The following is a 12,558-nucleotide window of genomic DNA, read 5'->3' as shown; positions in this document are numbered from 1 at the left end:
TGACGAGAGGGGAGAACGGGCCGCGCGGAGCCCGAGTGAGGTGCTCAGGCGTCCGAGGCGGCCGTGGTGTCCTGCGTGATGTCCTGCTCGGGCACGGCCTGCCCGGAGCGGATGAGGTCGATGCGGCCCATCACCTTGGCCCGCAGGTCGACGGGGACGTCGTCCTGACCGCAGCACCGCTTCACCAGCTTCTTGACCGCCTGCTCGAGGCCGTACTTCTCCAGGCACGGAGAGCACTCCTCGAAGTGCGTCTCGAACTTGGTGCAGTCGCTGTCCGGCATCTCGTGGTCAAGGAACTCATAGAGATGGTCCAGGACTTCACTGCAGTCAGTCTCGTGCGGCTCCTCGCAGCTCATGAGCCCGAGCCTTTCGTTCCGTTCGACTCCCCGGCACCCGCCGGGACGAGCCCGCGCTCACGGGCGTAGTCCTCCAGCATGCCGCGCAGTTGGCGACGGCCCCGGTGCAGTCGGGACATCACCGTACCGATGGGTGTCCCCATAATGTCCGCGATCTCCTTGTACGCAAAGCCCTCTACGTCCGCCAAATAGACGGCGATGCGGAATTCCTCGGGGATCGCCTGCAGCGCCCGCTTCACATCCGTGTCGGGCAGGTGGTCCAGCGCCTGCGACTCGGCCGAGCGCAGACCGGTGGACATGTGCGACTCGGCACGCGCCAGCTGCCAGTCCTCGATCTCCTCGGCGGCACTGCGCTGGGGCTCGCGCTGCTTCTTGCGGTACGAGTTGATGAACGTGTTCGTGAGGATGCGGTACAGCCAGGCCTTGAGGTTGGTGCCCTCGCGGAACTGGTGGAACGACGCGTACGCCTTCGCGTAGGTCTCCTGCACCAGGTCCTCCGCGTCCGCCGGGTTGCGCGTCATGCGCAGCGCCGCCGAGTACATCTGGTCGAGGAACGTCAGCGCGTCCCGCTCGAAGCGGGCCGTGCGCTCCGCGGCCGTCTCGGACTTCTCCGAACTCTCTCGGGGCTGCTCCGCCTGACCGTGCTCGGTCCCTGCGTCGGTCCCAGTGACCGGACCCACCTCCTCCAACGACGTGGTGAGGCCGAAAGCAGCCCCACTCGAATCGGAGGATAGACGACGACCCGTACCCCGCGCCGCCCGAATAGATGCGGTTTTGGGTGCGCTCAGCACCGTCCACTCCAGGTCAGAGGCGCTGGAGCGGTTCGGGCAGATGGTCGAACCCATGCGGCGGACTCCCTCTCGTACGAACAGCTACCGACGGCGTTTACCGTCTGTCCGCCACAACAGACGTCACCCGCCCAACATTCCCGTCCACCGGGCGACCCCGTCCGTGATGCGCTTCACTGCCTCGTCCTGCCCGATGTCCGCGCGCTTGGGCACGGCGAACCCGTGGTCGCCGAACGGGATCTCCACCAGGTCGTACGCCCCCTCGGGGAACTCGGCGGGCTTCCCGAAGGGGTCGTTGCCGCCCTGCACGACGAGGGTGGGCACGCCCGCCCCGAGCAGCTCGTCGGCGCGGGACTTCTCGGGCTTGCCGGGCGGGTGCAGCGGAAAGCTGAGGGCGAGCACGGCGGCGGCGCCCAGCTCGGTGGCCGTGCGGCAGGCGACGCGGGCGCCCGCGCTGCGGCCGCCCGAGATCACCGGGAGCCCCTTCTTCTCCAGCGCGGGCCAGATGCCGCGCCACCCGGTGTCCAGCGTCTTCGGCGCGGGCGCGAGCTTCTTGCCCGCGACGCGCCAGGGCTGCTCCACGAGGGCGACGCTCACGCCGTGCGCGGGCAGCTCGGCGGCGATGGCCCGGAGGTCGCGGGCCTCGATGCCGCCACCGGCGCCGTGGCTGACGGCGAGCAGCAGGCGGGCGCTGCCGCCGGGGGCCGGGTGCCAGGTGATCCGCGCCTCACCGGCGTCCGTCTCGACGATCTCGCTCTTGGTCACGGCGCTCTTGGTCATCCGAGCAGGGTGTCAGAAGAGCGTGCCTTCTTCGGGACCCTCCAGCTCCTTCAGGAGCTCCGGGCCGTTGTTGCGCACGTTGCTGACGGCGGTGGACACCGGGTAGGCCCGCATCAGTCCGTGCGGCGGCGGCTCCAGGAGGCCGCGCAGGTCCTCGACGTCGGTGCGGGACGGGTCGAGCCAGGCGTCCCAGCGGTCCTGCGTCAGCATGAGCGGCATGCGCGGGTGGATCTCCGCGAGCGTGCCGGGGCCCTCGTCGGGGGCGACCGCGAGGGGCGTGGTCTCCGCCTCCGTGGTGATCACCGTGCACGTCACCCACCAGGCGAGGGGGTGCTCGTCGGGCAGGGTCTTGTCCCGCCAGAATTCGTAGAGCCCCGCCATGGCGAAGACCGAGCCGTCGGCGGGCGTCACGAAGTAGGGCTGCTTGCGCGGCCGCTTCTTCTTGCCCTCGACCTCCAGCTGCCGCTCCTCGGGGGCGGTCACCCACTCGTAATAGCCGTCGGCCGGGATGACACAGCGGCGGGAGGTGAAGGCGCGGCGGTAGGCGGGCTTCTCGTGGACGGTCTCCGCGCGGGCGTTGATCATCCGCGCGCCGCCCTCGGGCGTCTTGGCCCAGGAGGGCACGAGTCCCCACTTCAGCGTGCGCAGCTGGCGAACCGGAGACCGGTCCTCGGCGTCTTTCAGGGGACGGTCGAGGACCGCGTAGACCTCTTTCGTCGGCGCCACGTTGAAATCGGGAGCCAAGGCCTCCGCGGAATCCCACTTCTCGATCTCGAAGACTCCCGCAAGGTCCTCGGGCCCACGACTGGATGCATACCGTCCGCACATACGTGCCAGACTGCCAGACCCCGTACAACCAGAGGAGCCGGTCCAGACAATGGCCCACGGAATGGAAAGCACCGCCAACGCCAGCCTGACCGACCTCTGGGACCGCGTCTTCGGCACGCAGGCCGCGCCCGAGCAGTGGCTGGTGATCGCGGCGGGCGTCGTCGCGCTGGCGGTCGTCGTCCCGCACAACATATGGCGCCTCGCCCGCAACGCCATCACCATCGCGCACGAGGGCGGCCACGGCCTGGTCGCCCTGCTCACCGGGCGCCGCCTCGACGGCATCCGGCTGCACTCGGACACCTCGGGCCTGACCGTCTCGCGCGGCAAGCCCACCGGGCTCGGCATGATCCTCACCGCGGCCGCGGGCTACACCGCGCCCCCGCTCCTGGGCCTCGGCGGCGCGGCGCTGCTCGCCTCGGGGCGCATCACGGCGTTCCTGTGGATCGCGACCGCCCTGCTCGTAGTGATGCTGGTGATGATCCGCAACGCGTACGGCGCCCTGACGGTGATCCTCACCGGCGGCACGTTCCTGGTCGTCTCCTGGCTCGCCGACACCGATGTGCAGGCGGCGTTCGCGTACGCGGTGGTGTGGTTCCTGCTCCTGGGAGGCGTACGTCCCGCCTTCGAGCTGCAGTCCAAGCGCAGGCGCGGGGGCGCGGGCGACTCGGACGCGGACCAGCTCTCGCGGCTCACGCACGTCCCGGCGGGCATGTGGCTCTTCCTCTTTCACGCCGTCTCGCTCTGTTCCCTGATGGGAGGGGCCCGCTGGCTCCTCGACGTCTGAGCGGCGTCCCTGCCAGCCACTAAAGTGAGGGCATGACCGAAACCCCGGCGCACACCGCCCTCTGGCCCGCCCCGCACGCAAGCGGAGCCGTCACCGCGACGGTCCACGTCCCCGGTTCGAAATCGGTCACCAACCGGGCGCTGGTCCTGGCCGCGCTGGCCGCCGAGCCCGGCTGGCTGCGCCGCCCGCTGCGCTCCCGTGACACGCTGCTGATGGCGGGCGCCCTGCGCGCGATGGGCGTCGGCATCGAGGAGACCGTGTCGTCCAGCTCCTCCGTCGCTGGCGGTGGGAACGGCACCGGCGAGGCGTGGCGCGTGATCCCCTCGGGCCTGCACGGCCCGGCCACGGTCGACGTCGGCAACGCCGGCACGGTCATGCGCTTCCTGCCGCCGGTCGCCGCCCTCGCCGACGGCCCCATCCACTTCGACGGCGACCCCCGTTCGTACGAGCGCCCCCTGCACGGCGTCATCGACGCGCTGCGCGTGCTCGGCGCCCGCATCGACGACACCCACGGCAGCCCCGGCGCGCTGCCGCTGACCGTGCACGGCTGCGGCGCCCTGGAGGGCGGCCGGGTCGAGATCGACGCCTCGTCGTCCTCCCAGTTCGTGAGCGCCCTGCTGCTCTCGGGTCCGGGCTTCAACCAGGGCGTGGAGGTCCGGCACGTGGGCGGCCCCCTGCCGTCCATGCCGCACATCCGGATGACCGTCGACATGCTGCGCTCGGTCGGCGCCCAGGTGGACACCCCCGAGGCGGGCGGCGAGCCGAACGTGTGGCGGGTCGCCCCCGGCGCCCTGCTCGGCCGTGATCTGACCGTCGAGCCCGACCTGTCGAACGCCCAGCCGTTCCTCGCCGCCGCCCTGATCACGGGCGGCACGGTCACGATCCCCGACTGGCCCGCGCACACCACGCAGCCCGGCGACGCGCTGCGCGAGATCTTCACCGAGATGGGCGGCTCCTGCGAGCTGACCGAGCAGGGCCTGGTGTTCACCGGCTCGGGCTCGGTCCACGGCATCGACGTGGACCTGAGCGAGGTCGGCGAGCTCACCCCCGGCATCGCGGCGGTCGCGGCCCTCGCCGACTCCCCCTCGACGCTGCGCGGCGTGGCCCATCTGCGCCTGCACGAGACGGACCGGCTCGCCGCGCTCACCAAGGAGATCAACGAGCTGGGCGGTGACGTCACCGAGACCGCGGACGGCCTGCACATCCGGCCCCGCAGGCTGCACGGCGGCATCTTCCACACGTACGACGACCACCGCATGGCGACCGCGGGCGCGATCATCGGCCTCGCGGTGGACGGCGTGCAGATCGAGAACGTCGCGACGACGGCGAAGACGCTCCCGGACTTCCCCGAGCTCTGGACCGGAATGCTCGGGAACTGACGGGCGGATCGAGAACCATGCGCCGCTACGGCAAGAACCCCGACGAGGACGACATCCGCGTCCGCCCCAACCGCAAGGGCAACCGCCCCCGCACCCACATCAGGCCCAAGCACGAGGACGCGGCCGAGGGCATGGTCCTCACCGTCGACCGGGGCCGGCTCACGGTCCTGGTCGACGACCGGATCGTGATGGCGATGAAGGCCCGCGAGCTGGGCCGCAAGGCCGCCGTGGTGGGCGACAGGGTCGCGGTCGTCGGGGATCTGTCCGGCAAGAAGGACACACTCGCGCGCATCGTGCGGATCTCGGAGCGCACCTCCGTCCTGCGGCGCACCGCCGACGACGACGACCCGTACGAGCGGGTGGTCGTCGCCAACGCCGACCAGCTGGCCATCGTCACCGCCCTCGCCGACCCCGAGCCGCGCCCGCGGCTGATCGACCGGTGCGTCGTGGCGGCGTACGACGGCGGTCTGGAGCCGATCCTCGTACTCACCAAGTCGGACCTGGCCTCCGCCGACAAGCTCCTGGAGACGTACGCCTCACTCGACATCCCCTATGTCGTCACCAGCCGCGAGGAATTCACCGACGGCGCCGAGCTCGCGCGCGTCCACGAACTGCTCGACGGCAAGGTCACCGCCTTCGTCGGGCACTCCGGGGTCGGCAAGACGACGCTGGTCAACGCGCTGGTCCCGGAGGAGCGGCGGCGTACGACCGGGCACGTCAACGCGGTCACGGGACGCGGCAGGCACACCACCACCTCCGCCCTCGCGCTCCCCCTGGAGGGCTCCGAGGGCTGGGTGATCGACACTCCCGGCGTTCGTTCGTTCGGCCTCAACCACGTGGATCCGTCCCGCGTCATCCTCGCCTTCCCCGACCTGGAGCCGGGGACGGTCGAGTGCCCGCGCGGCTGCAGCCACGACGAGAAGGACTGTGCGCTGGACGCCTGGGTGGCCGACGGGCACGCGGATCCGTCCCGCCTGTACTCGCTGCGCAGGCTGCTGGCAACGCGGGAGCGACGCGAGGGCGACTGACCTCTTCGTTGTTTGCGCCGCGACGGCAAAGGTAAATGCATAATCGCACCAAGCCGGATTCAAGCCAGACGAAGCGGCCTCGGGACGTGGGCGAGTACGGGAGGCAAGGACATGGCGTGGCTGCTGGTCATCGTCGCGGGGATCCTCGAGACCGGCTTCGCGGTCTGTCTGAAGCTGTCGCACGGCTTCACCAGGCTCTGGCCCACGATCGCGTTCGCCTGCTTCGCCCTCGGCAGCTTCGGCCTGCTGACGCTCGCGCTGCGGAAGCTGGACGTGGGGCCCGCGTACGCGGTCTGGACGGGCATCGGAGCGGCGGGCACCGCCATCTACGGCATGATCTTCCTCGGTGACCTGGTCTCCACGCTCAAGCTCGTCTCGATCTCCTTGGTCATCGTCGGAGTGATCGGACTGCAGCTGTCCGGCTCCGCGCACTGAGCCACCCGGACGTGCGCCTCCGGGCGTACGCCTACTTGGCGGCCACCCAGCGCCCGATGGCCCCGCGGACCAGTTCCGCGGGGTCGTCGCCGTTCCCGGCGGGCGCGACGACGTAGGACAGGGCTAGGCGGACGGCGCTCTCGCAGGCGCGGGCGAGGTCGGGGTCCCTGACCCGGCCCCGGCCGCCGAGGGCGAGCACCGTCCGGTCCCGTACGAGGGCGAGGAGCTCCCCCGCCGAGGGCACCCCCGCGTCCGCGCGGCGCTGTGCGGGCACCGAGGAGGTGGATCCGGCGGCCCGGCTCGGCGCGGGCAGCCGCTCGCTCCAGCAGCCGGTGAGGGCGGCGCGCACGAGCACGTTGGTGCGGGCGGAGCCCACCGTCCACGCGGCCACGGCGGCCAGCCGGTCGGCGGGCTCGCGCTCCTCGGCCAGGGCGCGTTCGACGCCGTGCAGATAGCCGTCGGTCTCGCGCCGCAGCAGGGCGCGGGCGAGGCCGTCCTTGCTGCCGAACTCGTTGTAGAGGGTCTGCCGGGACACCCCGGCGGCGGCCGCCACATCGACCATGCGGACGCCGGGCCACGGCCGTCGTGCGAGCGCCGTGTACGCCGCGTCCAATAAGGATTCCCGTGCTGCAGGCATCGTCGCCTCCGGGTCAGAGCGGCTCCCGTGCCAGAGTTGACGCGCTCGGCAGCACTGTCAATAGCTCCGGCAGCATGTCGAGCATGTCAACGAGGGGTGGGCGACACGGCGCTGTGGATCGCGTCGATCGAGATCGATACTGTTCTTCCATGCCCGACTACCACGATGATCTGCGTCTCGCCCACGTCCTCGCGGACGCCGCCGACGCCGCGACCATGGACCGGTTCAAGGCCCTCGACCTGAAGGTCGAGACCAAGCCGGACATGACGCCGGTGAGCGAGGCCGACAAGGCCGCCGAGGAGCTGATCCGTGGCAACCTTCAGCGGGCCAGGCCGCGCGACGCGATCCTCGGCGAGGAGTACGGCGTCGAGGGCACCGGACCGCGCCGCTGGGTGATCGACCCGATCGACGGCACCAAGAACTACGTCCGCGGGGTCCCGGTGTGGGCCACCCTCATCTCCCTGACCGAGGCGGGCGAGGGCGGCTACCAGCCGGTGGTGGGCGTCGTCTCGGCGCCCGCGCTCGGCCGCCGCTGGTGGGCGGCGAAGGGCGCCGGTGCCTACACGGGCCGTTCCCTCACCTCGGCGACGCGGCTGCAGGTCTCCAAGGTCTCGCGGCTCTCGGACGCCTCGCTGGCGTACTCCTCGCTCTCCGGCTGGGAGGAGCAGGGCCGCCTCGACGGCTTCCTGGACCTCACGCGGGCGGTCTGGCGCACGCGGGGCTACGGAGACTTCTGGCCGTACATGATGGTCGCCGAGGGCTCGGTCGACATCTGCGCGGAGCCAGAGCTCTCGCTCTGGGACATGGCGGCGACGGCGATCGTGGTGGCGGAGGCGGGCGGCTCCTTCACCGGCCTCGACGGCAGGCCCGGCCCCCACAGCGGCAACGCGGCAGCGTCGAACGGACTGCTCCACGACGAACTGCTGGGCTATCTGAACCAGCGCTACTAGGACACTTCCGGCGGTCTCCCCGCGGAGATCCGTCGGAGATCCGTCAAAAAGGCGCCGGACCCGAACTGACCGCACGCGCCCCCTTGCTGGCCCCCTGCAGGGCTGCGACTCTATGAGTCCCCCCACTTGTGAACTTGTGAATCCGTTCTCCAGCAAGGTAGCGGAGGCAATCCTTCGCCCACCGGGAGGCCTCGGTTTCACCAAGGAGGTGGCTCACGCCCATGCTCGTCCGCGACGCCATGAGCTCGGTGGTCCTCACCATCGGCCCCACCCACACCCTTCGGCAGGCGGCCCGGCTGATGGCGGCCCGCCGCGTCGGCGCCGCCGTCGTCCTGGACCCCGACACCTGCGGCCTCGGCATCCTCACCGAGCGCGACATCCTCAACTCCCTGGGCCTCGGGCAGAACCCGGACCTGGAGACGGCGGGCACCCACACGACGACCGAGGTCGTCTTCGCCACCCCGGCCTGGACGCTGGAGGACGCCGCCGACGCCATGGCGCACGGCGGCTTCCGGCACCTGGTCGTCATGGACCGCGACGAACCGGCAGGCATCGTCTCCGTCCGCGACATCATCCGCTGCTGGGCTCCGGCACGGCGCGCGGCGGTCACCACGATGGCGGGGTGAGACGCGGCGGCGGGCCGGCCCCAGAGGGAACCGGCCCGCCGCTCTCCTACGACAAGTGGTGCTGGTCAGCCGCGCAGGGCCTGGACCGCGGCCTCCAGCCGCTTGCCGAAGTCACCGTCGGCCTGACGGAAGTTGTTGATCGCGCGCTCCGCGATGTCGTCGCGCGAGACCTTGGAGATGAAGCCCGCCAGGTTCTCGACCAGGCGGCCCTTCTCGTCCTCCGACATCAGGCGGTAGAGGGTGCCCGCCTGCACGAAGTCGCTGTCCTCGGCGTGCGAGGGCGCCTCATGGTTGCCGGTGCCGCCCGTGACCGGGACGGACTGCCACAGCGGCCGGTCCGTCTGGAACGGGCCGCCGAAGCTGTTCGGCTCGTAGTTCTTCGCGCCCTTGTGGCGGCCGTCGTACAGGTAGCCGTCGCGGGAGTTGGTGCGCGCCTCGGTGGCGTGCGGGCGGTTCACCGGCAGGTGGTCGGCGTTGATGCCGACGCGGTAGCGGTGGGCGTCTCCGTAGGCGAAGAGGCGGCCCTGGAGCATCTTGTCCGGGGACGGGCCGATGCCGGGCACGAAGTGCGCGGGCGAGAAGATGCTCTGCTCGACCTCGGCGAAGATGTTCTCCGGGTTGCGGTTGAGCTCCAGCTTGCCGATCTCGATCGGCGGGTAGTCCTCGTGCGGCCACACCTTGGTGAGGTCGAACGGGTTGAAGCGGTACTCGGCCGCCTCGGCCGCCGGCATGATCTGCACCTGCACGGTCCAGGACGGGAACTCGCCGCGCTCGATGGCCTCGCGCAGGTCGCGCTGGTGGGAGTCGGGGTCCTCACCGGCGAGCTTGTCGGCCTCGGCCTGGGTGAGGTTCTTGATGCCCTGGTCGGTCTTGAAGTGGTACTTGACCCAGAAGACCTCGCCGGCCTCGTTGTTCCACTGGTACGTGTGCGAGCCGTACCCGTTCATGTGCCGCAGCGTCGCCGGGATGCCGCGGTCACCGAAGAGCCAGGTCACCTGGTGCGTGGACTCGGGGCTCAGACCCCAGAAGTCCCACACGTTGTCGGCTTCCTGCGAGCCGGTGTACGGGTCGCGCTTCTGCGTGTGGATGAAGTCGGGGAACTTGATGGCGTCCTTGATGAAGAAGACGGGGGTGTTGTTCCCGACCAGGTCGTAGTTCCCCTCCTCCGTGTAGAACTTCAGCGCGAAGCCGCGCGGGTCGCGCACGGCGTCGGCCGAGCCGAGGTTGCCGGCCACGGTGGAGAAGCGCAGGAACGTCTCGGTCTGCTTGCCGACCTCGGAGAGGAACTTGGCCCGCGTCCACTGCGAGACGTCCCGGGTGAGGGTGAAGGTACCGTACGCACCGGCGCCGCGCGCGTGGACGATCCGCTCCGGGATCCGCTCGCGGTTGAAGTGGGCGAGCTTCTCCAGCAGCGCCTGGTCCTGCACCAGGACCGGACCGCCGGCACCAGCGGTCTCGCTGTTCTGGTTGTCGGCGACCGGCGCGCCGGCCTCCGTGGTGAGCGGTCCCTGCGTCACGTGCGCCTCCTGCGTCATACCTGCAAGTCCTGTCCTTGGCGTTTGCCGTACTCGATCCTACGATGGACTTTGTCTAAGTCAAGTGAGCATCCAAAGTCACACCCGTTCGGGACTTAGGTCCCCCGCCTGTTAGGCTGGCTTATATGAGTGACCTGTTGGAACGACTGCGCGGACGTGGCTGGCGCATGACGGCGCAGCGGCGAGTCGTGGCCGAGGTCCTCGACGGGGACCACGTCCACCTCACGGCGGACGAGGTGCACGCCCGCGCCGCGGACAAGCTGCCCGAGATCTCCCGGGCGACCGTCTACAACACCCTGGGCGAGCTGGTGACCCTCGGCGAGATCCTCGAAGTCTCGACCGACCGCCGCGCCAAGCGGTACGACCCGAACGCGCACCGCCCCCACCAGCACCTGGTCTGCGCCCGCTGCGGCGCGATCCGCGACGTGCACCCGACCGGCAACCCGCTGGCGAGCCTCCCCGACTCGGAGCGCTTCGGCTTCACGGTCGAGGGCGTCGAGGTCACGTACCGGGGCGTATGCCCGAACTGCGCGGCCGCGTAAGCGCTTTTCCGTACCGCGATCACTTCCGTACGGCATGAAGGGGCCCGGCACCGAGAACGGTGCCGGGCCCCTTCATGCCGCGAGCGGCGGCACACCTCTTCCATGATCTGACGGCCCGTCATATTCTCTGCTGCGCCCGACATCCGCCTGCCCTCCGCAAGGAGAAGCCGTGGAAGATCCGCACCCGCCGAACCCGCCCCACCCCAAACTCCGTGCCCGCGCAGTGACCAGAACCTTCGGCCGGGCCTCGGCAGCCGTGCACGCCCTCGGCCCCGTCGACCTGGACATCGCCCCCGGCGAGTTCACCTGCGTCGTCGGCCCCTCGGGCTGCGGAAAGTCGACCCTGCTGCGCATCGCCGCGGGCCTGCTGCGCCCCAGCTCCGGCGAGCTGAGCATCCGCACGGCCGCCCGGCGGCCGGTCGCGATGATCTTCCAGGACTACGGCATCTACGACTGGAAGACCGTGCAGGCCAACGTGCGGTTCGGCCTGGACATCCAGCGCGTCCCCCGCAAGGAGGCCGACGCCCGGGCCAAGGACTGGCTGACCCGCATGGGCCTCGCGGAGTTCGCCGGGGCCTACCCCGCCGCCCTCTCCGGCGGCATGCGCCAGCGCGTCGCGATCGCCCGCGCCTTGGCGGTGGAGCCCGAGATCCTCCTGATGGATGAGCCCTTCGCGGCCCTCGACGCCCAGCTCCGCACCATCCTCCAGGATGAGCTCCTCACCCTCACCCAGACCACCCGGACCACCACCCTGTTCATCACGCACAGCCTCGAAGAGGCGATCGTCCTGGGCGACCGCGTCCTGGTGATGTCCGCCAGGCCCGGCCGCTTCATAGCCGAGCGCCGCCCGCCGTTCCCGCGGCCCCGCAGCGGGCAGGTCCGGACGGCCCCCGAGTTCACCGCGCTGAAGAGCGAACTGTGGGAGCTGCTGCGGGCCGAGGTCGGCACGGAGGCGGCGGCATGACCACCACCACCGGCAAGAGCCCCGCCCCGCGGGGCGCCTCGGGAGATCGCGACGCCTCGGGGGACGCCTCCCGGGAGGACCTGCTGGTCAGAAGACCGGGCCCGCAGGAACTGCACCCCGTCCGCACCCATCGCCGCCGCCGCGCCCTGGAGCTTTCGCTCGCCGTGGGCGTGCCCGTCGCCCTGATCCTGCTGTGGCAACTGGCCGCCGTCCAGGGCTGGATCGACGACCGCGTCTATCCCGCGCCGCAGACGATCCTGGAGGACGGCTGGCACCGGGCCGCCGACGGCGAGCTCTGGCCGGACGTGTGGGCCACGCTGAAGCGCGTGCTCGCCGGATACGCGATCGGCACGGTCGCCGGTTACGCGCTCGGCCTCCTGATGGGCTCGCTCTCCGTCGTACGAGCCGCCCTGGAGCCCACGCTCGACGCCCTGTACGTCGTCCCGAAGCTGGCGCTCCTCCCCGTCTTCCTCAACATGTTCGGCCTCGGCGAGGGCCCGCAGATCGCGCTCGTCGCCGCCACGGTCTTCTTCTTCGTCTGGATCTCGACGATGGCGGCGGTCCTCGCAGTACCCTCCGGGCACCGCGACGCAGGCCAGGTCTTCGGCGCCTCGCCCTGGCAGATGTTCCGCCACGTACTGCTGCCCGCGTCCCTGCCCGCCGTCCTGGTCGGCGCGCGGATCGCGGCGGGGGTCGCGGTCCTCGTGATCGTCGCCTCGGAGCAGATCGCGGCGGCCGACGGCCTCGGGCACCTCATCTTCGACTCGCGCGCGCTCTTCCAGAACGACGTGATGTTCGTCGGCATCGTGTGCGTCGCGGTGCTCGGCGTCGTCTTCTCCGAACTGGTGCGGATCGCGGGCCGGTTCCTCACGCCATGGGCCCCGCGCGACCGGGGCAGGAGCCAGTCGTGACCCACCTGCCCCCGG

Annotated in this window: 15 protein-coding genes; 9 read left to right on the top strand and 6 right to left on the bottom strand. The window is 70.9% G+C overall.

Annotated features, from left to right (window positions below):
- Window positions 1-44: 44 nt before the first annotated feature.
- From rsrA to AOK03_RS03800, 4 genes are all read right to left on the bottom strand, one after another.
- Entirely contained in the window at window positions 45-356 is a 312-nt protein-coding gene (gene rsrA, locus AOK03_RS03815) for a mycothiol system anti-sigma-R factor (protein WP_055563702.1), read from the bottom strand.
- The gene (locus AOK03_RS03810; protein WP_055563701.1) at window positions 353-1,036 is read right to left on the bottom strand and encodes a sigma-70 family RNA polymerase sigma factor; all 684 of its coding nucleotides are present in this window, start codon (window positions 1,034-1,036) and stop codon (window positions 353-355) included. Before AOK03_RS03810 ends, rsrA begins: the two co-directional genes overlap by 4 nt.
- A gap of 231 nt (window positions 1,037-1,267) precedes the next feature.
- Window positions 1,268-1,924, bottom strand: coding sequence for an alpha/beta hydrolase family protein (locus AOK03_RS03805; protein WP_055563700.1), 657 nt, complete (start codon window positions 1,922-1,924; stop codon window positions 1,268-1,270).
- Window positions 1,925-1,936: 12 nt separating this feature from the next.
- Window positions 1,937-2,752: an SOS response-associated peptidase gene (locus AOK03_RS03800; protein ID WP_055563699.1), complete on the bottom strand. Its 816-nt coding sequence runs from the start codon at window positions 2,750-2,752 to the stop codon at window positions 1,937-1,939.
- 61 nt (window positions 2,753-2,813) lie between these two features.
- Between AOK03_RS03800 and AOK03_RS03795 the strand changes: the two genes are divergently transcribed.
- The 4 genes from AOK03_RS03795 (at window position 2,814) to AOK03_RS03780 (ending at window position 6,378) form a co-directional block, all read left to right on the top strand.
- Window positions 2,814-3,536: a M50 family metallopeptidase gene (locus AOK03_RS03795; RefSeq protein ID WP_055563698.1), complete on the top strand. Its 723-nt coding sequence runs from the start codon at window positions 2,814-2,816 to the stop codon at window positions 3,534-3,536.
- A gap of 32 nt (window positions 3,537-3,568) precedes the next feature.
- Window positions 3,569-4,915 carry a 3-phosphoshikimate 1-carboxyvinyltransferase gene (gene aroA, locus AOK03_RS03790; RefSeq protein ID WP_055563697.1) on the top strand — a complete coding sequence of 449 codons (1,347 nt, stop codon included), beginning with the start codon at window positions 3,569-3,571 and terminating at the stop codon, window positions 4,913-4,915.
- A gap of 17 nt (window positions 4,916-4,932) precedes the next feature.
- Window positions 4,933-5,943, top strand: a complete 1,011-nt coding sequence (rsgA, locus tag AOK03_RS03785; RefSeq protein ID WP_055563696.1) for a ribosome small subunit-dependent GTPase A — start codon at window positions 4,933-4,935, stop codon at window positions 5,941-5,943.
- 111 nt (window positions 5,944-6,054) lie between these two features.
- The gene (locus AOK03_RS03780; RefSeq protein WP_055563695.1) at window positions 6,055-6,378 is read left to right on the top strand and encodes a DMT family transporter; all 324 of its coding nucleotides are present in this window, start codon (window positions 6,055-6,057) and stop codon (window positions 6,376-6,378) included.
- Between the two features lie 31 nt (window positions 6,379-6,409).
- On the opposite strand, the gene AOK03_RS03775 is transcribed toward AOK03_RS03780, so the two are convergent.
- The gene (locus tag AOK03_RS03775; RefSeq protein WP_055563694.1) at window positions 6,410-7,015 is read right to left on the bottom strand and encodes a TetR/AcrR family transcriptional regulator; all 606 of its coding nucleotides are present in this window, start codon (window positions 7,013-7,015) and stop codon (window positions 6,410-6,412) included.
- Window positions 7,016-7,164: 149 nt separating this feature from the next.
- On the opposite strand from AOK03_RS03775, the gene hisN reads away from it, so the two are divergent.
- Both hisN and AOK03_RS03765 read left to right on the top strand, forming a co-directional pair.
- Entirely contained in the window at window positions 7,165-7,965 is an 801-nt protein-coding gene (gene hisN, locus AOK03_RS03770; RefSeq protein WP_055563693.1) for a histidinol-phosphatase, read from the top strand.
- A 221-nt stretch (window positions 7,966-8,186) separates the two neighbouring features.
- Window positions 8,187-8,591 (top strand): CBS domain-containing protein, encoded by a 405-nt coding sequence (locus AOK03_RS03765; RefSeq protein WP_055563692.1) that lies wholly within the window; start codon window positions 8,187-8,189, stop codon window positions 8,589-8,591.
- Window positions 8,592-8,656: 65 nt separating this feature from the next.
- Here the strand turns inward: AOK03_RS03765 and AOK03_RS03760 are convergent, their stop codons facing one another.
- The gene (locus AOK03_RS03760) at window positions 8,657-10,126 is read right to left on the bottom strand and encodes a catalase (protein WP_055563691.1); all 1,470 of its coding nucleotides are present in this window, start codon (window positions 10,124-10,126) and stop codon (window positions 8,657-8,659) included.
- Window positions 10,127-10,251: 125 nt separating this feature from the next.
- Here AOK03_RS03760 and AOK03_RS03755 point away from each other — a divergent pair, with 125 nt between their 5' ends.
- From AOK03_RS03755 to AOK03_RS03745, 3 genes are all read left to right on the top strand, one after another.
- Complete coding sequence (locus AOK03_RS03755) at window positions 10,252-10,668, top strand: Fur family transcriptional regulator (protein WP_079074454.1); 417 nt, start codon at window positions 10,252-10,254, stop codon at window positions 10,666-10,668.
- Window positions 10,669-10,837: 169 nt separating this feature from the next.
- Window positions 10,838-11,632: an ABC transporter ATP-binding protein gene (locus tag AOK03_RS03750; RefSeq protein WP_055563689.1), complete on the top strand. Its 795-nt coding sequence runs from the start codon at window positions 10,838-10,840 to the stop codon at window positions 11,630-11,632.
- Window positions 11,629-12,543 (top strand): ABC transporter permease, encoded by a 915-nt coding sequence (locus AOK03_RS03745; protein WP_079074453.1) that lies wholly within the window; start codon window positions 11,629-11,631, stop codon window positions 12,541-12,543. The genes AOK03_RS03750 and AOK03_RS03745 overlap by 4 nt, the downstream gene beginning before the upstream one ends.
- The last annotated feature ends 15 nt before the right edge of the window (window positions 12,544-12,558 follow it).

Source organism: Streptomyces atriruber, from assembly GCF_001418325.1.
GTDB classification, from domain to species: Bacteria; Actinomycetota; Actinomycetes; order Streptomycetales; family Streptomycetaceae; genus Streptomyces; species Streptomyces atriruber.
This window is presented reverse-complemented; position numbering and strand designations above follow the sequence as displayed.

Excerpts from the sequence above, each read along its gene's own strand:
- hisN (WP_055563693.1), top strand. The coding sequence starts at position 7,165 with ATGCCCGACTACCACGATGATCTGCGTCTCGCCCACGTCCTCGCGGAC.
- AOK03_RS03795 (WP_055563698.1), top strand. The coding sequence starts at position 2,814 with ATGGAAAGCACCGCCAACGCCAGCCTGACCGACCTCTGGGACCGCGTC.
- AOK03_RS03780 (WP_055563695.1), top strand. The coding sequence starts at position 6,055 with ATGGCGTGGCTGCTGGTCATCGTCGCGGGGATCCTCGAGACCGGCTTC.
- rsrA (WP_055563702.1), bottom strand. The coding sequence starts at position 356 with ATGAGCTGCGAGGAGCCGCACGAGACTGACTGCAGTGAAGTCCTGGAC.
- AOK03_RS03775 (WP_055563694.1), bottom strand. The coding sequence starts at position 7,015 with ATGCCTGCAGCACGGGAATCCTTATTGGACGCGGCGTACACGGCGCTC.
- AOK03_RS03745 (WP_079074453.1), top strand. The coding sequence starts at position 11,629 with ATGACCACCACCACCGGCAAGAGCCCCGCCCCGCGGGGCGCCTCGGGA.
- aroA (WP_055563697.1), top strand. The coding sequence starts at position 3,569 with ATGACCGAAACCCCGGCGCACACCGCCCTCTGGCCCGCCCCGCACGCA.
- AOK03_RS03765 (WP_055563692.1), top strand. The coding sequence starts at position 8,187 with ATGCTCGTCCGCGACGCCATGAGCTCGGTGGTCCTCACCATCGGCCCC.
- AOK03_RS03805 (WP_055563700.1), bottom strand. The coding sequence starts at position 1,924 with ATGACCAAGAGCGCCGTGACCAAGAGCGAGATCGTCGAGACGGACGCC.
- AOK03_RS03755 (WP_079074454.1), top strand. The coding sequence starts at position 10,252 with ATGAGTGACCTGTTGGAACGACTGCGCGGACGTGGCTGGCGCATGACG.
- AOK03_RS03800 (WP_055563699.1), bottom strand. The coding sequence starts at position 2,752 with ATGTGCGGACGGTATGCATCCAGTCGTGGGCCCGAGGACCTTGCGGGA.
- rsgA (WP_055563696.1), top strand. The coding sequence starts at position 4,933 with ATGCGCCGCTACGGCAAGAACCCCGACGAGGACGACATCCGCGTCCGC.
- AOK03_RS03760 (WP_055563691.1), bottom strand. The coding sequence starts at position 10,126 with ATGACGCAGGAGGCGCACGTGACGCAGGGACCGCTCACCACGGAGGCC.